Raw genomic sequence first — 18,902 nt, forward strand, 5'->3', positions numbered from 1 at the left:
ATTTTCCATTAGCGTCCGGCAGCCGCTTCCCTGAAATAACGCACGCGGTCCGCATCCGCTGGATGGGACGCAAAAGCAATGCCCAACCATGAGTCCTGCACCGGCGCCCTGCTCCCGCGTTCGCTCTGGCCCTTGTTCCCGGTCGGGTCCTGGCCTGCCTTTTTCATTTCTTCCTTGTTCATTTCTTCTTCAAGCTTGTCGAACAGGGTGACCATGACGTCGGGCGAAATAGCCGCAGCCTTGAGAATGCGCACGGCCTCGGCGTCGGCCTCGCGCTCGGCCTCCCGCGAATAGCTTGCCTGCCCCAGCAACACGGGCACGCCTGCCAGCACGGTGCTGAAGTCTCCCAGCACCACGGCAGCCAGCCCGCTCAAAACGGTGGCTTGCACCAGCAGGCGCACACCGTGGCGATGCCGCACGTGGCCAAGCTCATGGGCGAGCACGGCCGTAATCACCTTTTCGTCCCGCCCCACCAGCGCCACCAGCTCATCGGTCATGACCAGGGTGCCGCCGGGCAGAGCGAACGCATTCGGGCCGATGCGGCTTTGGCGAAACACCAGTTGCCAGGCGGGCACAGTACCTGCCGGTGCAGCGCCGGCCGCCTGCGTCAGCGCCGCCCGCAGCCGCGCCTGCTCACTCGCGGGCAGCTTGCTGGGTCGCATCAGGTGTTCGTCAATCAACGCCAGCGACGCCTCACCGAGCGCCACATCCACACTCAACGGCATCACGGCCACCACGGCGCGGGCAGCGACCGGCAAGCCCCACTGCTGCACCGCCACCGCGATCACCAACAGCGCTACCACGCTGCCCAGCACCCAGCGCCAGCTTTGCTGTGCGGTGACCACCAGGGAATCGCGCAGTCCATGGTTTCGACACCAGTTGTCCCACGCAGAGGCGTCAGCACACTGCACGGAACCTCCGCCCTTGAGGTGCGCTACCCTCATGCCATGGCGGGTACGCTCCGGCCACTGTACGTCGGCAATCGCCAGCGTGCGGTGAATTCCCTCGCCGGCGATCTGCAGGACAGCACCGTCAAGTTGCAGCGTGACCGGCCGCGCACGGGCACTGATGCCATCAAAATAAGTGGCATGGAGCCTTGGCTCTGGCGTGGTGTCCATCACGTTGCAGCTCAAAGCCCGATGTCAATGCCGAACACATCGCCAGCGGCGTCACCGGCGGCATCCCCTTCAGCAGCCCGCATTTGACTCACCAGCGTATCCGGGCTAACCCGGCTCTTGACGGTCACCGCCTCCAGCCGGAGGCGCGCAAGCGCCACCGCGGCAAACGGCCAATACAGGCCCAGCGTAACAATTACCAGCAGCCAGTTCTGAACACTGAGCCACAGCATCGACCTGAAACGCAGGTTGCTCAGGAACCGCAGCGAGGAATTGCCGGTGCGCGTCCATACGAGGTTTTGCATGCGCGAAACCGCATAGGGCTTGACCACCACCAGCATGGCGATAAGACTGGCAAGAAATCCGAGGCTCACAGCAAGAACGATCATCCCTTTGCCCGCCCGGCCCATGACCCCGCCCGCAAAAGCAATGGCTGCAAACACCGCCGCGGTCAGCAGCGCTGCCAGCAGCATCACGCCCAAAGTCTTGAAGACCACCTTGTAGAAGGAGCCCAGCGTCGCCTTGAAGTTTGTTTGCAGGGACGCCAATGCGTAATGGTTGTGCTGATACTGCTTGAGATTCCACATCAACCAGGGCGCCACGGCCACGCCCACCAGCACCACGCCCAGCACGGTAAACAAATACCAGTTCGGCGGTTTCTCGGGGTCGGCCACCCTTGTGACGGCCGCAAGAATCACCAAGCCGGGAAGAAACATGGGCAGCACGGCCCGATAGGCATCGCCCAGCGAACCCCTGAAACTGAAACGCAGGCCGCGCCAGCTGGTGTTGGCCATGCGGAACTGCATGGAAGATTTCAGCAGCGCGGGCCAGATGGCCGTCACGATGACAAAGGCGATCAGGCCAGCCATTGCCGAAAAATTCCCCGCCACCGAATACAGCCCGAACAGCAGGCCTACCAGCAGATAACCTTTCAGCATCTTCAGCGGGTTTCCATGAAAGTCCAGCGGTTCACCATCGACCAGCGTATTGCCGTAAAAATAGCGAAGGCGCCGCACCTTCGCCCACGGGAAGTAAATGCCCAGGGTCACCAGCAACAGCAGCAGGTTGACAATCCATATCCGGAAATACTCGCTCCCGGACCCGGTGAACTCAATACGCAGGTGGTACGCCTGGGAATCACCAGCCCCGGATGGGTTGGTCAACGTCCGTTCCGGGTTCGACACTGAATCATTCATAAAGCTCCTCCGTTCTGTTGTTGTGACGGGATGCGTGGAGCATCCTCCCTGGCAAATAATGTAACGCCATCAAACCCCTGCACACTGCGCAGGTGCGACGGCGCCGCAACGAACCCGGGTTCTGAATGGCGGCCGAACAGGCACCGCACTGAACTTATGAATTGAATCCGGCTTTTGCCCTTTCCACACGGGCATAGTTCGCTTCCTTTTTAATAGCACCCGTACGCCTGAATACAGAAAAATTCCGGTTGAGCGTTTTCCGCCGCCAGCGTATGCTGCGCCCTGCCCTCACCCTTTTCCAAGGAGAACCCCATGCCGCCACGCCTGACCGCACAGGATTTCGACCAGGAGCTGCTGATTCTTTTTGACGCCTATGTGCACGGCAACCTGGACCGGCGCGGGTTTCTTAATCAGGCGCAAAAATTTGCCAAGGCAGGCATGACCGCAGCCGGTTTGCTGGCCGCACTCAGCCCCAACTTCGCCGCCGGCCAGCAAGTGGCCAAAGATGACGCGCGACTGAAAACCGAATTCCTGACCTACCCCTCAACCGCAGGCACCGGCACCGTCAAGGGCTACCTGGCTCGCCCCGCCAGCGCTGGCAACATGCGCCTGCCGGCCGTGCTGGTCGTGCACGAAAACCGCGGCCTCAATCCGCATATCGAAGACATCACACGCCGGCTGGCACTGGACGGCTTCATGGCCTTCGCACCCGACGCACTGACACCGCTGGGCGGCTACCCCGGCGACGAAGACAAGGCACGCGCCGCTTTTGCCACCCTGGACCAGGCCAAAGCGCGGGAAGACTTTGTGTCCGCTGCGTATTGGCTGAAGGGGCGGCCGGACGCAACCGGAAAAATCGGTGTGGTGGGCTTTTGTTATGGAGGCGGCATCGCCCACCTGCTCGCCACCCGTTTGCCCGAGTTGAACGCCGCCGTTCCCTTTTACGGAAACACCCCCGCCCCCGCGGATGCCGTCAAAGTCAAGGCCCCGCTGCTGGTGCACCTGGCCGCGGTAGACGAACGCATCAACGCCGCCTGGCCCGAGTACGAGGCGGCACTGAAAACCGCCGGGGCGAAATACGCGGCACACCAGTACGCCGGCACCCAGCACGGCTTCAACAACGACACCACTCCCCGTTATGACGCAGCGGCCGCAAAGCTGGCCTGGGAGCGCACCGTCGCCTTCTTCAAGGCGCAGCTCTAGCCATTATTGATGCTTCCATAAATCATGACACCCCACCGTTCGCCCTGAGCCTGTCGAAGGGTCCTTCGTCAAGCTCAGGACAGGCTCAGCCCGAACGGTGAGGTGTCATGAACATCCATAGTGCAGCGTTGCACTAGACTGTCTGTACAAAAACAAGGAGGCCACATGAATCCGTCACACCCCAACAACTCTCTCTGGCTGCTGAGCGTCTGTGCTGCAGCTGCGTTGACAGGCTGCGGCAAGGAAGGAACCACCACCACAGTGGTTACTCCCCCACCGCAAGCCGCCGTGCCGGCTGCGCCGGCGGCCCCGGCAAGCGCTCCTGCCAATCCCGCCACGCCTGTCGCTCCGGCCGCGCCTGCCCCGGCCCCTTCAGCGCCCACGCCCGCCGCATCCACCGACCTGGACAACCCCACCCCGTTGCCGTCGCGCGAGCTCAAAGGCACAGGCGTCAAGCAAAAGCTGTCCTATTACTACAGCTTCAGCGCACCTGCCGGCCCCATCAAGATCACCACGGTTTCCAAAAACTCACCCAGCGGTGCCACGCAGGCCTTGGGTTTTGCGCTGTACGACAAAAAGGCCAACCGCCTGTGTTTTGATTCCAGCGGAAACACCAACAGCGACAAAACGGTGATGCTCAACTGCCAGATCGAAAAAGCCCAGCCCCTCATCCTGCGGCTCGATCTTTCTGAAGAAACCATCGACTACAGCGTTCTGCTCGACGGCACCATCGAACTGCCCGCACCGCAGGCAGCCACCACCACCAGCGTTGCCGGGCCGGGATCAACCGACATTGACGAACCCACGCGCCTGAAAACCAACCGCGTCAAGGGTGAAGGCATCAAGAAGGCGGTGGCTTATTACTACGCCTTCAACGCAGGGCCGGGCGAGCTCACCCTCACCATCGACGGTAAAAACACCTCTGCCGCCACCACCGAAGCCTTGCTGGGCGGCCTCTACACCCTGCGCTCGGAGCGAATTTGCCAGATTGAACTGGGCAACACCACGCTGGAAAAGCGGGGTGTGGTGGCCTGCAAGGTTGACAAGCGCCAGCCGGTCATCCTGCGCCTGGACCTGTCCGCCGAAACCGTGGACTTCCGCGCGCGGTTTGACGGCCCTTACGATTTCGAGGAGTTTGTGGCGCCCAAAGCCATCGCCATTGCGCTGGACGCCGCCGTGCTGTTTGACTCGGGCGCGTCGGTGCTCAAGCCGGAAGCCCGCAAGACCCTGAACGAAGCCGCCGCGCGGGTGAAAAAGTTCACCGACGCACCGGTCGCCATCTCGGGCCACACCGACAGCGTCGGCAACGACGCCGCCAACCAGTTGCTGTCCGAAAACCGCGCAGCTGCCGTGCGCGACTATTTCGTCAACCTCGCTGCCGTGCCGGCCGCGCGGCTCAGCGTCAAGGGTTATGGAAAATCACAACCGGTGGCCGACAACAAGACTGACGAAGGCCGCGCCCGCAACCGCCGGGTGGACGTGCTCATCACGCCGAAGTAAGCCAGGCGCGCGGGGCGCAATAAAGCAAAAGCACCTCCTGCGGTGCCCAAACGCCTTTACTCTGCAAGCCTTGCTAGTTGACCTGCACATTGCCGGTTTCGCAGGCCGCGCGGATGATGCGCGCCGTCGGATTCGGACTGACATCAAGAAACTGCATGGCGCGCGGATTGGCCTTGGTGTACACCGACGTGTTATGCGATTCGCCTGCCCACAGAGGCTGGCGATAAAAATTCAGCGCGCTGTATCGCGCCGTCCTGCTCGCGCAGTCAACCACCACCTCGGACACATAAGAACGGTAGGGCACGCCATCCCAACTGATGCGGTCGAGTGAACGGCTCACCCGGACCCGCATGGTGCGCAGGCTCCCGCCGACCGCGATGGGCACGGGATCCACTTCAATGGTATTGACAGCAGGGTCGTTGCGATCACCCAGCACGGTAAACCAGTTGGCCTGGGCGCTGGCCAAGGTGCAACAGAAGATGCATAAAAGCGTGAAGATATTTTTCACGAGGGCACTGCTTCGAGCCGGTTTCTGGGGGACACCGCGCCTTTTATAGCAGATGCCAGCCCTCCCCGAACGGCCCTCAACTGCTGAAGCAAAAAAAGAGCCGGGGGCTGCTAGTCGGCCATCCGATGCATCCGCATGACACCGCCCTCAAAGAGCACGAGCGCCACCACCTTGCCGCCGGCATCACGCTCGAACAGCAATTGGGCATTCGGGTTTTCGTAGACGAACCGGTCGGCCTGGCCAGGCACGGGAAACACCGGCCGCCGCGACCAGTTTCCCGATCGGACAGCCAACTGGCCGTTTTCTGTCTTCACGTCAAAGTCAAGGGGCCGGCGCAAGGTCCGGTCCAGAGAAAACCTGCCCACGTAGTCCTTCTGTCGATCAAGGGGCACCACTGCGGTTGGGGGTGCGGCTTCCCCGGTACGAACGCCGCTCATCCCACCTCCGCCCTGGGTGTAGTCCACACCAGTGATGGCCCCGTCCCGTCGTGTGAACACATATTGCACACCGAAGGCGGTATCTGCAAAAGTGTCCGGTCCCGTCTGCACCATCGGCCGGAACCCACCACCGGTGATGCGCCGGTACAGCAGCCCATCTTGCGGCACAAAAGTGAAAGCCGTGAGCTTGTCGACTCTGAACACGCCGGCATAGGCCGCCAGCACCCCGGCATCCGCAGCTACGGGCGTCGTGACGATCGGATAGCGCATGGCGGTGATGGCGACGAACGCCTTGCCCGGCTGCGCATGGGCGTTGCTGGTCAGCACCACCAGAGCATCTTGCGTATCCGGTGCCACCATCCACAAGGTCCGGTAACCACCCGTGCTCCCTTCGTGGAAATAGGTGCGCCGGCCTTCCGGTCCGCGCATCATCACCGCGTAACCAATCCGGTTGCTTTGAAAGACGCCCAGCGGCGTCAGCATCCGTTCCGCAGCCGGGCCCAGCGGCCCGTTACGGCCGGCCATGACGGCGCGGCTGAAAATCAGCATGTCTGCAGCCGTCGAACGCAGGGCACCCGCCCCGGCCAGGGCCTGAAAATCCCACACCCCTGCAGTTGCCGCATGGTTAAAGGCGGGCGCCATGCGCGTACTTTTGTCGCCCAGCAATTGCACCGTGTCGTACATCCCCAAGGGGGCGGTGATGTTCTCGCGGACCAGCACGTGCCAGGGCTTGCCATAGTGCTCGGACAAGATCTCTCCCACAATGCCCAGCCCGAAGTTGCTGTACGAGGCAGCGCAAGGCGCCGGGCTCTCCAGCTTCAACCCGCCCAATGCCAGCCAGAGGCGCTGGCGGTTATACACGGCATAGGGGTTTTCCGGCGTCCGGTCTTCGGAAAAGTCCGGCGGCAGGCGCGGCACACAGGCGCTGTGCGTCAAAAGTTGCCGCAGCGTGATCGCTTCGACCTCGGGAGAAACGAACCTGACCTTCCCACGCAGTAGCACACCCAGCTTGTCGTCCAGTCCCAGGTCGCCCCGCTCCACAGCCTGAGCTACCAGCAGCCCGGTGAAGACCTTGCTGATGGAGCCGATCTCGTAAATTCGCCGGCCCTGGGATGCGGCGCCAGATGCGTCTGCCGATACGGCTTTGCCGTCCATGCCGTTCTGCCTGGCGACGTAGGCCACCCGGCCACCCGTGAGCACGCCAACGTCGACAGACCCGGGTTCCTCGCCCAGCGCAAGGGTTGCAAACAGATTTGGATCGGCATCAAAGCGCAAGGGCTGCGACCCTGCCGCCACCAGCCACAAGGCGCCAACGGCACCCAGGCAATACCGCACCAGTCGCCGCTTGAAGCTGCTTCCCATTGTTTTCATGCCCGCCCTCTTCGTGTTATTCGCCAGGATGTCATCGCTGGCCATAACCATACCCAAGGTCGCGCGGATTTACAACGCCGCCACGGCGTAAAAGATACGGTTTATGGTCCTGGCCCCGCGGGCTCCCCGACGGAGCGCCGCGAAGAGCCCGGTACAAACCGTCTTGCAGGGTGCTTTAACAGTGGAGCTATGAAACGAGTCCCACCAGGTGGTAGATCTTCGCTACAACCATCCACCTTGGCCCCACCTTCACCAGGTTGAGATTGTCAGCAAACAGCTTGTCGTGGATCTGCACGCGGACCTGCGCCAGCACCATTTCATCGGAAAGAAAGTCGATCTTGATGATTCGCTCCTTGTCCCGGGACTGAGCGCGGGATTTCGGAGGAGTCCTCGTGCTCATCTCGCGCCGGTACTGCTCAAAGGGTTTGACTACCAGTTCCGCACCGCCGGCAGTGAATAGCGAGCACGAGGGGTGGAAGACCTGGTCAAACTTCTCCATGTCGCATTCGTACATGACGTCGAAATAGGTTTGCAAAGTCGATTGGATTTCGGTGATGTTCATAAGATCTCCTGGAGTGAATGAAGACCTCAGTGTCCGTTCGCACATGGCGCTCTCGCTTCACAAACGTGTTAAGCATGAAAGAATTACCTGCCATCGCCGCCGCAGCCTCGTTGTTGTCCGGTCCAGCGCGGCATACCTGGCTTGAATATCAAATTATTCGATGCCCGGTTCGGTAAATTTTGCGCTTTGAGCTTGTGCGATTGGCAGCCAATACTCCATGACGACTCATTAACTTGTTAAGCATGGAAGCATTACCCAACATCGCCGCCGTAGCCTCCTTGTTGTCCAGTCCGGTGCGCGCCAGCATGGTCTGGGCACTGATCGACGGCTCAAAACGCCCTGCGGGCGAGTTGGCGACCCGCGCTGACGTATCAGCCCAGGCCGCGAGTCGACATTTGGCCCTCATGCTCGAAGGCGGACTGCTCGAAGTGCAAACCAACGGGCGTGCGCGCGAGTACCGCATCGCCAATTCGGAAGTGGCGTGCATGATCGAGAGCATGGCAGCGCTGGCCTCAGAGGTTGCCGCAGACCGGTCTCTGCTTTCGCGCCTTCCCAGGAACAATCCAGCGCAGTTCCAGCAGGCACGTACCTGTTACGACCACTTCGCAGGAAAGTTTGCTGTGGACCTTCTCAAGGGGATGTTGTCTTCAGGATGGCTTGAGCGCAAGGAGTCCGAGTTTCAACTGACTGCTGCCGGGGTAGCAGGGTTTACCGAATTTGGAGTTGATCTCGGCCAAGCGCGAATGCAGTGTCGCGTCTTCGCGCGCCCCTGCTCGGACATCACCGAAGGCACGCCCCATCTTGGGGGTGCCCTGGCCGCTTCATTCCTTGACATCTGCGTCAACCGCGAACTCGTCTTGCGCTCCAGGCATTCCCGGACCGTGAGCATTACACCTGCGGGTTGGGACGCGTTCAGACGCGCGGGGCTGTTCCCGAGTTTGTGAGCTTTGCATTGTTGCCTGCCTCCCCGTAGCTCAGGCACTCGCCGCCCTAGATATGCCCGAGCGGCGCTGGTGTGTGCCGCAGATGCAGCGACAGGTCCAACGCCTCCATGTGGTTGCGATTGCGGCTCAGCACAGTCTGCGCCAGAGGCAGGAAATGCTCTTCCTCAAAGCGTGCATGCGCGGTGTACAGCCGTACCAACTTTTCCACGGCCCCCAGGTCAAGGTCTACCGTGCGGGACTTTGCCACAGCCTTCACGTCGGGCTCGATCTTTTTCCACAAGGCTTCAATAGTGCGGTGCTCTGCCGTCAGGCGCAGCACCATGGCCTGCGCAAAATCAGACTCCTCACCCCGCGTGGCACTGCGCAACACGGCCGGAAACAGCTCTCGCTCCTCGTCGGCATGGTGTTCCAGGACCGCATCCTGAAACAGCGCCAGCGTCTGGGTGGCAACGGTTCGGGCCTGGGCCGCTGCCGCCTGCAACGCCGGCAGTTCCCTCAAGGCTTCAAGCTTCGACAAAATGCCCATATGGCATTGCGAAAAGTCGGCCAGCGGTTCGCTGGAATGATGCAAACCGGGCGTGACGGCAGGGGTAGTCATGCCGCCAATGTAGTTTGCCGCCCGCGCGGGCCGCTTGATGCATATCAACAAACCCCGCGCCCAAGGGCCCGCCAGAGCCGGTGGAACAGCCCGTCAGGCGAAAGTTACTTTCGGGCCGGCAAGCGGCGCATCAAACGCCGCCACCCATTGCTCGCCGGGCGCCACCGGCCAGGCGTCCGTCCAGGTGCCCGTGGTTATCACGTCACCCGGCTGAAGGTCAACGGCGCCGGGGCAGGCGCGCAATTCCTGCAGAAAATAAAGCAGCGCCTGCAGCGGGTCGCCCAGCACGTTGGCGCCTGTGCCGCGGTCCATGGGTTTGCCATTGCATGACAAGGTGACACCCGCCCCGGCCAGCGCCAACCCAAAAGCCTGCGCATCTTTCGCCAGCCCGGCTGCTGCCATACGCGGGCCCACCAGCAAGCGGGCATGCAGGCCACCATCGGCTACCGCGTCAGGCGCGGCAAATTTCCAGCCCGCCTGGTGCGACTGCACAATTTCAAAACCGGTAGCCACCCAGTCAACGCACGCGAATAAGTCATCGAGCGAAGCTTTTTGCGGTGGTGTGGCTCGCATGCAGAAAACGACCTCGGGCTCGATGCGCGGCTGGCAGGTATCTGCAAGCGCCACATCTCCTTCACCCTCGCAGAAACTCAACGAGGTGTTCCAGATCGTTCCCCAGATGGGCGCGAACACGTTGTAGCGTTGCCAGATGCCGCGGTTGGTAAAACCCACCTTGTAACCGCGCGGCTGCTCGCCGCGCGCCATACGCAATGCGCGCACGGCCAGCGCCCGCTGGTAAGCCGCAGGCACATCTTGCAGCCCGCTGTTGCCGGGCTCAACGGGCCATAAGCGCGCGCTGTCATGGTGTTCCAGCAGATCTTCAGGGCTCATGCATCGTCTCCAAAAAGCATGATCCTGTCACGGCACGGCCGGTTGCGGTTTGAACAATGCAATGCAGGCTGTGAAAAAAATTCAGGCGTGCATGCAGCCTCAAGTCTTGGTCTGCGCAGCCTTGCGGTCGGCCACCACCTTCTGTGCGGAAGGCCTCTCACCAATGAACTTGATGTAGCCCTTGTAGTCCACGCCACCGGCCAGCAGCAGGTCTTCACCAAACGTCGCCTTGGTGGCCATACCGACCAGTGGCAGGCTGGCAAATGCAGCGCAGTCCGCCTGGGTGAAGCTCTCGCCCGCCACATAAGGCGAAAATTTGGCGAGGCGCTTGAAGGCCGCAATATTGGTTTCCAGCTGCTTGCGGATGCGCGCCAGGTTGCCTTCACTCAGCGGCTCGGCGCCGAAAAATGCCGAACCATACAGCTGCCGCGCGACGATCTCCAGGTGCCAGTCAATATAGGTGGTGAGCTCGCGCACCTTGGCCGCGGCAAAGGTGTCGGCCGGCATCAGCGGCGGCTGCGGATAGGCCGCCTCGATGTAGTCCAGGATGGCCTGGCTTTCGCACAACCCGCCCTGCTCCGTGCGGATAAAGGGAATCTTGCCGAGCGGCGAGGCACCCAGAATGGCCTCGTCCTTGCTGTGCGTGGCCGCGTACTCTTCGGTAAAAGGCACGCCTTTTTCAAGCAGCGCCAGCTTGACCTTGTTGTAGTAATTGGAAACGGGAAAGCCGCAAAGGGTAAGCATGAAGAGTCTCCTGATTTGATGACTCCAAGTTTATGCCTACCTGCCGGGCCGCCGTGCAACGGCGGTGACAGGCCGGGCCGCTTCCGGCGGGCTCAGCGCGGCGATTCCCCAGCTGCGCTGCCTGTCAGCTTAATTCTTGAACAGTGGCGTCAGCAGCCGCACGGCGACGTTAAAACCGTCGCCAACCGGTGTAACGCGCACCACCTCAGCCTCGCAGGTCAGTGGGTGGGGGGTCGTGCCATCCGGAAACTCCAGCACCAGCTCCAGCGGGCTACCCACCTCGTAGCCGCGGTCAGAAGCAAAACTGAGACCGGTCGCACTCAGGTCATGCGTGGCGCCCTCGTTGCCCTCCACCGTCAGGCGCAGGGCAACGCCAAAACGCGGCGCTGCACGGTGGTCCACAAGCACGGCCTTCTTTTCAGTGATGCTGTCAGTTTCCATGTGTTATCTCCTTCTCTTGCCAGTTCGGGGATCCATCAGCCAACGGTCAGCCAACGGTCAGCCAACGCAAAAAGTACCTCCAACATAACTGCTTCGCGCAAATGCAGGTGTAAGCGTTAGAACAGGATTTTTGTGGGACAGCAGGCAAGCGACTGGTCTGACGAACTCAAGTGAGGCACTCCTGCTGCACCTGCTGCACGCAGCATTCGGCAGAATTTCAGAGAAAATCGGTCGATACTCCAATAATGACGGGCGCTACCAGCTATAGAGTTGATAGCAAGCAGAATTCGATCGAACCGCACCTATTTGCAAAGCGGGGCTTCGCAGGGCACGTCATCGTTGTCACAAGATAGTCCAGTGCGTATTCGAAGCTGCCGGGCTGGGTCTGGGCATCGAGCACGATGGGGATGAACTTGGGCGATCGGTCAACCAGTCGATAGCGGGCCATGGCAATGTCCTGATGCTGAGTTCAGCAACACATGAAAGTCGCGCGCCAGATTAACGACTTGGTGGGACTAAAAATACAGCTTCAACGGTTGAGCTGAGCGCCGCATGCCCGGCTATTTGAACTTGGCACTCTATCTTTCACGTGTGCGCGCCAGCGAGATGACGGCAATGGGAGGACATGGTCAAGACGCAACGTTGACCTTCCTGCGCCACTGGGGTGCCTACAAAGCTGGTTTGAGATCCAGAACCGGGGTTCCATCGATGGCCTCCAGTGGACCCACATTGAGGCGGAGGCCCTCGACCGCGAGGAGAATCACAGGATGCAGGCCAATTGGATTGGGCCGATCAGCCGAGCGGGTTGCGAACACGCCCTTGAGAGGAGCGCTCAAGTCATCCCGCGGGTGCACCAGTTGGAGATCGCGCCGTGCTTCGTGCAACCACGTCAGCAAGATCAGTTGATCTCCGATGGTAAGCCCCAGGACCGCCTCCGCAAAGCGCGAATCAAGCTCGATCCAGGCTGTAGGCGCGCCCTCCGAGCCCTGCTTGGGAGCGGCCTTGGCGCTTCGCAGCGAAGAGCGAACGACACCGATGGGTGCGAAGAAGTAGGTAGGGTCGCTCACAGGTCTAGTCGGTGCATTGCCGTCTAACGTAAAAGGACCGACCCACCAACACTTGCGGCGAAGCCGCCTTCTGCTGTTGTGGGGGAACTTGATTCGGTTTAGTTGACACTGGTTTCTCCCTACATGCGACGTTCGCCTCCGACCGGCGGCAAATATTGCAGCGACGAATGTAGCTGTTTAGCGTACCGCGCAACTGCTGCTCGGTGTCGAACTTCTTCCCGTACAGTTCCTCGCACTGCTGGACCTTTCACCTTTTCTTTTTTCCGGCATGTGTCACTCCATTTTGGCGCTATTCATGAGCGGCAGTAATTTTCTAATAGCGGCATCTCTGAACCACAATGAGCACCACATAAATGCGCCCAAATAAATACTAAAGAGCGTGTGGCTAAACAGCGGGCTGCCAACCCGCCAGTGGCTTGCGAGCGCTCCCCCCAACAGCCCTGTCAGCAGCACTGTTCCAAGTAATGCGGTTCTGGGAATCACAAATAATACAGTGCAGGTGAGTTCAATAATTCCGATGAGCAGTAAGTGCTGAGACGGCCACCCTATACTTTCCATCGACTCCACAGCTACCTGTGCTCCGAGCAATTTAGGTGCAGCCGAAACCACTATCATAAAAAGCGCAAAAAGTGCGCTCATCGACCATCCGGCTTTCTTCATGTGATCCCCCAAGGGTGTTAACAGTACGTCGATACCATCTAGCGTCGCGCACAAAGACGCGAGCGCAGCGAGTGTCCGGCCGCCGCAGGCGATTGGTGCGCCTTGTTAGACACTGGATCTACCTTCCCACTTGGCTATATGTGGTAACGCGAACAGGTATAGACCAGTAACCAGCATTAGAAAGAGCGGAAGTAATGGCGAGTATGTTATCCACGACGACGGCTCTGTCGAATCTACGACTCTGACAACGAAGTTGGCAACCACAGTCGCCGTAAAAACCATAGACAACCAACGGTGGCTTTGTCGAATCCAGAGGTTCCAGTTCATTTCGAACTCCTTGACTGTGGATTGGACACTGCCTCGATCATCTTCCATCCGTTGCCAGACGGATCCCGAAAGCCGGCATCCACCGTGCCGTAGCGTTCCACAGGTTCCTGCGTAAACTCCACGCCGCACTCTCTCATACGTTCGTAAGCAGCACGACAGTTATCCACCAAGAATACCAGCGGCGGCATGGCACCCTTTGCTACCATCTCATGCAAAGTCAGTGCTGTTGCTGCGTCATGCACTGGCGGACCAGGTTTGAACAAGCCGAGTTGGAAAGAGGGCTGCTCCGGATGTTGGACCGTCAGCCAGCGATAGTCGCCATTGCGAACATCGGTATGGACGATAAATCCCACTTTCTCGACGTAGAACGTGAGTGCTTCATCTTGATCTCGCACGTACAGACCTGCCGCGTTTACACCTGTAGTCATAGAACCTCCTCAATCAGATTGGAGCCCTAGCTTACTAGTCGCCGTCAGTCGGCGCTTCTCCGAAACTGCTGTATTGAGATCTGGCCGATCGACAGCGCGCATGACGCATTCGGGTATTTCCTTACGATCATGCAAAGCCGAGCATTCACGGGCTCGAAGCTCTCCAGGGCTCTCACCGGTAATATCACGAAAAATGCGCCCAAAGGTACCAACACTGTTCCAGCCAGTTTGGAGTGCAATTTCTGTAATGGGTTGGCCGGTGTCGCGGAGTAGCGCTATGGCTCGTTCTATACGTCGGGTGAGCAAGTACCGATGCGGAGGTACACCGAAGGCTCTTTTGAATTCGCGCGCAAAGTGCGCCACCGAAACAGCACTAACCTGGGCCAACCGATTGACAGGCCACTCCTCGTGAGGTGCGCCATCCATCCGATCTTTCGATCGCAACAATCTCCGCAATAGTTCGGGACTCTGACTCATTTCATGCCTAACGAGGCTGTATCAAAAGCTGTTTTCCGACGGCCTGGCGCCCTGCGATGGCGCCAGTGTTGCAATGAGTTCTGGATTTGACACGCATGCACCCAGTTTGCCCGAGCCGGCGGCCTTCATGCAAGCCTGCCGGAGAGAACGGAACGATTTGAATCATGGATCTCCTCTCACGTCTAATATGGGATCTGAACCGCTTGGCGGCGTGGCAATGAAACTTTAGACAAGCGTCGTTCCATCTTTCGCGGTACCCGGCGGTTCGATGAGTATGAAGTGAGCCTCCTCGGTAGCAACGGGACGATGCTCAACACCTCGTGGAACGACGAATATCTCTCCCGCGCCGAGGCTAACACTGCGATCGCGCATTTCGATCGTGATGTTGCCCTTGAGTACCAGGAAAAAGTCGTCCGTGTCTTCGTGCTTGTGCCAGGCGTACGAGCCCATGGCTTTGGCAACCATGACTTCGTTGCCATTGAAGCGCGCAACCGTTGCAGGCTGCCATGGTTCTGAAACGCTTGATAACACTGCGGAAAGGTTGACCGAATTCATGGAGTTGCACTCTTTCTACGTGAAGTGGGATGTGACGCTTAACTTTTGAGATGAGAGGCATAACCCAGCTCGCCGTAGCACGTCCGTGTCGACAAGTTAGACAACATTTGCTGCACGGGACATCCGCTTTCTCAATGAGGCGGCAACCGCCATCGCTATCAGGAAGATGATGCTGTACGCGGCCAAGAACGCCAGGCCCAGGACAAATAGCGGGCCAACCTTGAGAACGACCAGTTCGTACGCCATCTGCCCCACCACAGCGCCAACATAGTGGACCACGGGATGCTTGGGAACGGCCGCCCCTGAAATGGCGCCGGCGATAGCCAACGCGACCAAATAGTAAGGTCCCTCGGCGTCCCACGGCTCGTTCTTACCGGTCAGAAAAATCGAGAGCCCCCAAACGGCAGCGGCTAACACCGCAGACAGGACAAACGCAAGGGGCGCGCGACTCTTCATTGCTGTCTAACGTTGGAGTTAGGCGACATCTTCCACATACGTTGGATCGCCATGGAGCACAACCTTTGCTCCATCGCCGGCTATTCGAATCAGTTCTTCGGAGAACACTACCTCTAGGGTGACGGTGAGCGGCCCAGGTACGTCCAGCGGAAGCTCCAGCAGATTGTGGTACGGGCCGAGTTTGGATTTGATTCGCCCGTCCGCCAGCTCCGCCGGGAGATCAACACCAGCCAGATCGACCTGCGCATTCCCAATGCGAAGGTCCGCGTCCTGAGTCCACCCCTTTGCGTCTCGATGAATGTACGCGGGTCGCAATTCAACGACGGCCGTGCCGTCTTCCATGCGCACTGCAGCCAAGGTGGAGTCGTGAAGCTCGATTGAGTATGGAAGCTGCGCCACGATGCCGCCTAACGTTGAAGGCAATCGGGCCACAACATGTGCGGCGCAGCCGCCACTTGCAGTTGTGGCTCCGTGTTGGCCAACCAGTTATACGGTTTACTTCCCATAGCGTTCAAGCAGTTCTTTCGTGGAAAATTCTACGTCCATAGCGAAGCCTCGAAGATCGCCTGGGTCAGGGGTTCCCTCGGGAGGTGCCAGCTTTGACGCCACTGCTGGGTACTGTTTTCGATACTGCGCCACATACTCTAACGACCGCGTGTGGTTCCAGACCCCAGCATTCGGCCAAAACAGCCAAGGCATTCCGGATTTCTGAAACTCGATAGCGCTCACGACATTGCTATCGACCTCCATCTCCTTCATTTCGATAATTTCCCCTACGTTTCCGGCGCGCAATGCCCGAAGTTCCGATGTCAGGACTGATGCTTTTGCGGAGCTGTCCATCTTCAACCATTGCTCGGCGCCTACCATTACCCCGGTGCGAAGGCCTGCAGCGAACGATGCCGCAATTGCGATTGCCACGCCAGTCCACAGGAAAAATTTGCGCGCGATCATTTCGTATAACTTTGATATATCCCGCAAAACTGCGGAATAACATGGCGCCTTGTCAGATAACGTGGCGCGGAAAAATCGAAAAATGTGTTTGTAGTCATGAAGTTAGCGTGTTTGACTTCGTGTTTATACAGGTATATTGAATTTGACAAAGTCGCCGTTACGGGTTCAGCTGACTATCCCAAAAATGAACGAAGGGCGCAATCTAAAGGCTTCTAAGCCTGCCAAACCCCATACCCCAACTCCCGCAGCGCAATACCCAACTCCACCTCCATATCGCGCGCACCTTCATAAGGCATCGGGTTGTACATGACGTACAGCGCAGGCAGCAGGCGCACACCCCACTTCTGCACATACACATTGGCCTGAATGCCGGCTTTGTGTTTGTCAAAGCGCACATCGGGGTCCAGGCCCGTCATGCCGACGTACACAAAGGGTTTGCCGAGCTGGTAGTCGGGGTTGGCGCGGCGAAAGCGGCCTACGTTCCACACCTCGTCGGACAGCTCGATCACGTACACGTGGTAGTGGTGGCTGCGCGGGGTGCGTGGTGTTTTCGCGCGCGGCGCAGTTTTCACCGCCGAAGTTTTGGCTGGTGATTGTTTGGTGCGGGTCTTGCGGGGCGCGGTAGCCATGATGGAAAGTATGCGTCAAGCTGGCAGACAAGCGACACGCTACGCGCATCAATGCGAAACCTGACGCGTCAGACAGGCACGAAGCCGCGGCGGCGCAGCATCGCCAGCAACCAGCGGTTGCCATAGATGCCTCGCGCCACGGCGTAAGCCACATTGGCAAGTAGAAAAACAGTCAACAAGGCAGGGTTGCCCGCCGTGGCTGCGTAGCCGCCCGCCGCCCACAGGGCTGCCTCCAGCACCAGCAGCAATGCGGTCAGCAGCCACGCCCGTTTGACGAAGGCCCAGAGCGAGCCGAAGAAAAAGGCTGGCCATGAGAACCCCTGTCCGACGCGCGCATACACGCCAGACGGATGTTTCAGCAGAGTGCTGCTTTTCGGCTTAGTCCCCATGAGGCTCCACACGCTCCGGCGGTTCAACAGGGCCGGCAAGCTGCGCGGCTCGCCGCCCCAGCACCCAGGCAAAAAACACACCTTCCAGCGCCATCACCAGGCCGCCAAGGGCCACCACCGCGCCTGTACCCAGCCAACCGATCAGGCTGGCAGCCACCACCACACCCACTGATTGCCCCAGGAACAGGAAGGAGGCAAACAGCGTGACCGCTGTGCCGCGCGCTCCCGGCGCCATTTGCGTGGCGTTGGCCTGCATGGTGTTGTGAAACATGGCAAACCCGAAGCCTGCCAGCAAGGTGGCCAGCATGGCCGGCAGCCAGTGCGGCGCATAAGCCAGCACCAGCGCACACACCCCCACCAGCGCTCCGCCCAGCAGCACCAGTTTTTGCTGGCCAAAGCGTCGAATCATGTGCCGGCCCACCACCATGTAAAGCACGCCCCCCATCCCGAACAGCGCCACGATGGCACCCGCCACCGAGAGCGACAAACCTTGTGACCGGTGCAGGTGCGACGCCCACATCGCGAGCACGCCAAAACCCGCGGCGCCTTCAACCAACGCCATGAGCAGCACCACACGTGACCACGGGCCGGTGATGATCAGCAGCGCCTGCCGCACAAAGCCGGGGCGCGTGGCCTGTGCATTGGGCACGGCCATCGCGGGCAAGTTCACCCGCGCGGCTTGCTGGCGCCGCCAGTCCATCAGCAAAAGTAAGCCCACCACCGCAAACAGCAGTGTCAGGAATGCAAAAGCCCAGCGCCAGCCGAGCGTGTCGGTCAGCAGCCCGCCCGCAAGCTGGCCGCCCACCATGCCCAGCGTGCTGCCCAGCCCGGTGCGCGTGAGCATTTCCTGCAACTCCTCGGGCGGCACGGCATCGCCCACCCACGCCATGGCCAGCGGAATCAGCGCGGCTGCGCCCAGCGCTGTCAGCAGGCGCGCAAACACCAGCACATCGATGCTGGTGGCAAGAGTAGCGAGCGTCGTACCCACACAGCAACCCAGCGTGGCAAAGGTGACGATGCGGAACTTGCCCAGCCTGTCGCCCAGCGGGCCGTAAAAAAGCTGGGCCACGCCATAAGCCACGGCAAACACCGACACCACCTGTGCGGCCTGCACCAGGCTGACGGCAAACACGCGCGACAGCTCGGGCAGCATGGCGTCGCAAATGCGCTGCGCCACCATGCTGGCAAAGGTGGCAAAAGAGAGAAAGAGTATGGACCGCCGCGTGGCAGCGGAAAGAGAAGCGGAGGCGGCGGCAGTCAAGGCGGTAAGGGTTTCGTCAAGGCCGGTGCGGGCCAATTAACGCACCTGTCCCGGCGGCAGGCCGATCACCACGCCGGGCGTGGACTGCACGGCGCCGCCCTGCCCCGGCTGCGTGGGTGTGGCACCGGGAACAGGGTCCCATCGTTGCTCACCGGAAGGCGGTGGCGACGGATTGACGGGCGGGGTGTACAC

Annotated in this window: 23 protein-coding genes; 3 read left to right on the forward strand and 20 right to left on the reverse strand. The window is 60.2% G+C overall.

The features are described from left to right. Positions 1 to 8 precede the first annotated feature (8 nt). Both B0B52_RS15635 and B0B52_RS15640 read right to left on the reverse strand, forming a co-directional pair. A complete protein-coding gene (locus tag B0B52_RS15635; RefSeq protein WP_077594590.1) occupies positions 9 to 1,118 on the reverse strand; it encodes a M48 family metallopeptidase in 1,110 nt (369 codons plus the stop codon). Positions 1,119 to 1,129: 11 nt separating this feature from the next. Next, positions 1,130 to 2,311 (reverse strand): YjgN family protein, encoded by a 1,182-nt coding sequence (locus B0B52_RS15640; protein WP_077594591.1) that lies wholly within the window; start codon positions 2,309 to 2,311, stop codon positions 1,130 to 1,132. Positions 2,312 to 2,623: 312 nt separating this feature from the next. On the opposite strand from B0B52_RS15640, the gene B0B52_RS15645 reads away from it, so the two are divergent. Beyond that, positions 2,624 to 3,514, forward strand: a complete 891-nt coding sequence (locus tag B0B52_RS15645) for a dienelactone hydrolase family protein (RefSeq protein ID WP_077594592.1) — start codon at positions 2,624 to 2,626, stop codon at positions 3,512 to 3,514. Between the two features lie 165 nt (positions 3,515 to 3,679). Beyond that, complete coding sequence (locus tag B0B52_RS15655) at positions 3,680 to 5,014, forward strand: OmpA family protein (protein WP_168173564.1); 1,335 nt, start codon at positions 3,680 to 3,682, stop codon at positions 5,012 to 5,014. Between the two features lie 73 nt (positions 5,015 to 5,087). Here the strand turns inward: B0B52_RS15655 and B0B52_RS15660 are convergent, their stop codons facing one another. The 3 genes from B0B52_RS15660 to B0B52_RS15670 form a co-directional block, all read right to left on the reverse strand. Beyond that, positions 5,088 to 5,522: a surface-adhesin E family protein gene (locus B0B52_RS15660; RefSeq protein WP_077594595.1), complete on the reverse strand. Its 435-nt coding sequence runs from the start codon at positions 5,520 to 5,522 to the stop codon at positions 5,088 to 5,090. A 110-nt stretch (positions 5,523 to 5,632) separates the two neighbouring features. Further along, complete coding sequence (locus B0B52_RS15665; protein ID WP_168173565.1) at positions 5,633 to 7,330, reverse strand: serine hydrolase; 1,698 nt, start codon at positions 7,328 to 7,330, stop codon at positions 5,633 to 5,635. Between the two features lie 187 nt (positions 7,331 to 7,517). Beyond that, positions 7,518 to 7,892: a nuclear transport factor 2 family protein gene (locus B0B52_RS15670; protein ID WP_077594597.1), complete on the reverse strand. Its 375-nt coding sequence runs from the start codon at positions 7,890 to 7,892 to the stop codon at positions 7,518 to 7,520. 242 nt (positions 7,893 to 8,134) lie between these two features. Here B0B52_RS15670 and B0B52_RS15675 point away from each other — a divergent pair, with 242 nt between their 5' ends. After that, positions 8,135 to 8,836 carry a helix-turn-helix transcriptional regulator gene (locus B0B52_RS15675; protein WP_077594598.1) on the forward strand — a complete coding sequence of 234 codons (702 nt, stop codon included), beginning with the start codon at positions 8,135 to 8,137 and terminating at the stop codon, positions 8,834 to 8,836. A gap of 46 nt (positions 8,837 to 8,882) precedes the next feature. Here the strand turns inward: B0B52_RS15675 and B0B52_RS15680 are convergent, their stop codons facing one another. From B0B52_RS15680 to B0B52_RS15755, 15 genes are all read right to left on the reverse strand, one after another. Then, positions 8,883 to 9,434 (reverse strand): hemerythrin domain-containing protein, encoded by a 552-nt coding sequence (locus B0B52_RS15680; protein WP_077594614.1) that lies wholly within the window; start codon positions 9,432 to 9,434, stop codon positions 8,883 to 8,885. Positions 9,435 to 9,527: 93 nt separating this feature from the next. Next, positions 9,528 to 10,325, reverse strand: a complete 798-nt coding sequence (locus B0B52_RS15685) for a 2-keto-4-pentenoate hydratase (RefSeq protein WP_077594599.1) — start codon at positions 10,323 to 10,325, stop codon at positions 9,528 to 9,530. 99 nt (positions 10,326 to 10,424) lie between these two features. After that, the gene (locus B0B52_RS15690; protein WP_077594600.1) at positions 10,425 to 11,069 is read right to left on the reverse strand and encodes a glutathione S-transferase family protein; all 645 of its coding nucleotides are present in this window, start codon (positions 11,067 to 11,069) and stop codon (positions 10,425 to 10,427) included. Between the two features lie 129 nt (positions 11,070 to 11,198). Then, positions 11,199 to 11,510, reverse strand: a complete 312-nt coding sequence (locus B0B52_RS15695; protein ID WP_077594601.1) for a PilZ domain-containing protein — start codon at positions 11,508 to 11,510, stop codon at positions 11,199 to 11,201. Between the two features lie 668 nt (positions 11,511 to 12,178). Continuing rightward, the gene (gene tsaA / locus B0B52_RS15700) at positions 12,179 to 12,577 is read right to left on the reverse strand and encodes a tRNA (N6-threonylcarbamoyladenosine(37)-N6)-methyltransferase TrmO (RefSeq protein WP_077594602.1); all 399 of its coding nucleotides are present in this window, start codon (positions 12,575 to 12,577) and stop codon (positions 12,179 to 12,181) included. 273 nt (positions 12,578 to 12,850) lie between these two features. Further along, a complete protein-coding gene (locus B0B52_RS15705) occupies positions 12,851 to 13,237 on the reverse strand; it encodes a DoxX family protein (RefSeq protein WP_077594615.1) in 387 nt (128 codons plus the stop codon). A 323-nt stretch (positions 13,238 to 13,560) separates the two neighbouring features. Beyond that, positions 13,561 to 13,992, reverse strand: coding sequence for a VOC family protein (locus B0B52_RS15715; protein WP_077594604.1), 432 nt, complete (start codon positions 13,990 to 13,992; stop codon positions 13,561 to 13,563). Positions 13,993 to 14,001: 9 nt separating this feature from the next. Continuing rightward, positions 14,002 to 14,469: a helix-turn-helix transcriptional regulator gene (locus tag B0B52_RS15720; protein WP_077594605.1), complete on the reverse strand. Its 468-nt coding sequence runs from the start codon at positions 14,467 to 14,469 to the stop codon at positions 14,002 to 14,004. A gap of 225 nt (positions 14,470 to 14,694) precedes the next feature. Beyond that, positions 14,695 to 15,024, reverse strand: coding sequence for a cupin domain-containing protein (locus B0B52_RS15725; protein WP_077594606.1), 330 nt, complete (start codon positions 15,022 to 15,024; stop codon positions 14,695 to 14,697). 96 nt (positions 15,025 to 15,120) lie between these two features. Then, on the reverse strand, positions 15,121 to 15,480 hold the full coding sequence (locus tag B0B52_RS15730; RefSeq protein ID WP_077594607.1) for a hypothetical protein: 360 nt from the start codon (positions 15,478 to 15,480) through the stop codon (positions 15,121 to 15,123). 18 nt (positions 15,481 to 15,498) lie between these two features. Then, positions 15,499 to 15,879, reverse strand: a complete 381-nt coding sequence (locus B0B52_RS15735) for a hypothetical protein (RefSeq protein ID WP_139351974.1) — start codon at positions 15,877 to 15,879, stop codon at positions 15,499 to 15,501. Positions 15,880 to 15,975: 96 nt separating this feature from the next. Further along, positions 15,976 to 16,431: a hypothetical protein gene (locus B0B52_RS15740; RefSeq protein WP_077594609.1), complete on the reverse strand. Its 456-nt coding sequence runs from the start codon at positions 16,429 to 16,431 to the stop codon at positions 15,976 to 15,978. Positions 16,432 to 16,643: 212 nt separating this feature from the next. Next, entirely contained in the window at positions 16,644 to 17,003 is a 360-nt protein-coding gene (locus tag B0B52_RS15745) for a hypothetical protein (RefSeq protein WP_077594616.1), read from the reverse strand. Positions 17,004 to 17,128: 125 nt separating this feature from the next. Next, positions 17,129 to 17,449 carry a DUF2628 domain-containing protein gene (locus B0B52_RS15750; RefSeq protein ID WP_077594610.1) on the reverse strand — a complete coding sequence of 107 codons (321 nt, stop codon included), beginning with the start codon at positions 17,447 to 17,449 and terminating at the stop codon, positions 17,129 to 17,131. Then, complete coding sequence (locus B0B52_RS15755; RefSeq protein WP_254425731.1) at positions 17,439 to 18,746, reverse strand: MFS transporter; 1,308 nt, start codon at positions 18,744 to 18,746, stop codon at positions 17,439 to 17,441. Before B0B52_RS15755 ends, B0B52_RS15750 begins: the two co-directional genes overlap by 11 nt. Positions 18,747 to 18,902 lie beyond the last annotated feature (156 nt).

It is taken from the genome of Polaromonas sp. A23, assembly GCF_002001015.1.
Classification (GTDB): Bacteria; Pseudomonadota; Gammaproteobacteria; order Burkholderiales; family Burkholderiaceae_C; genus Polaromonas.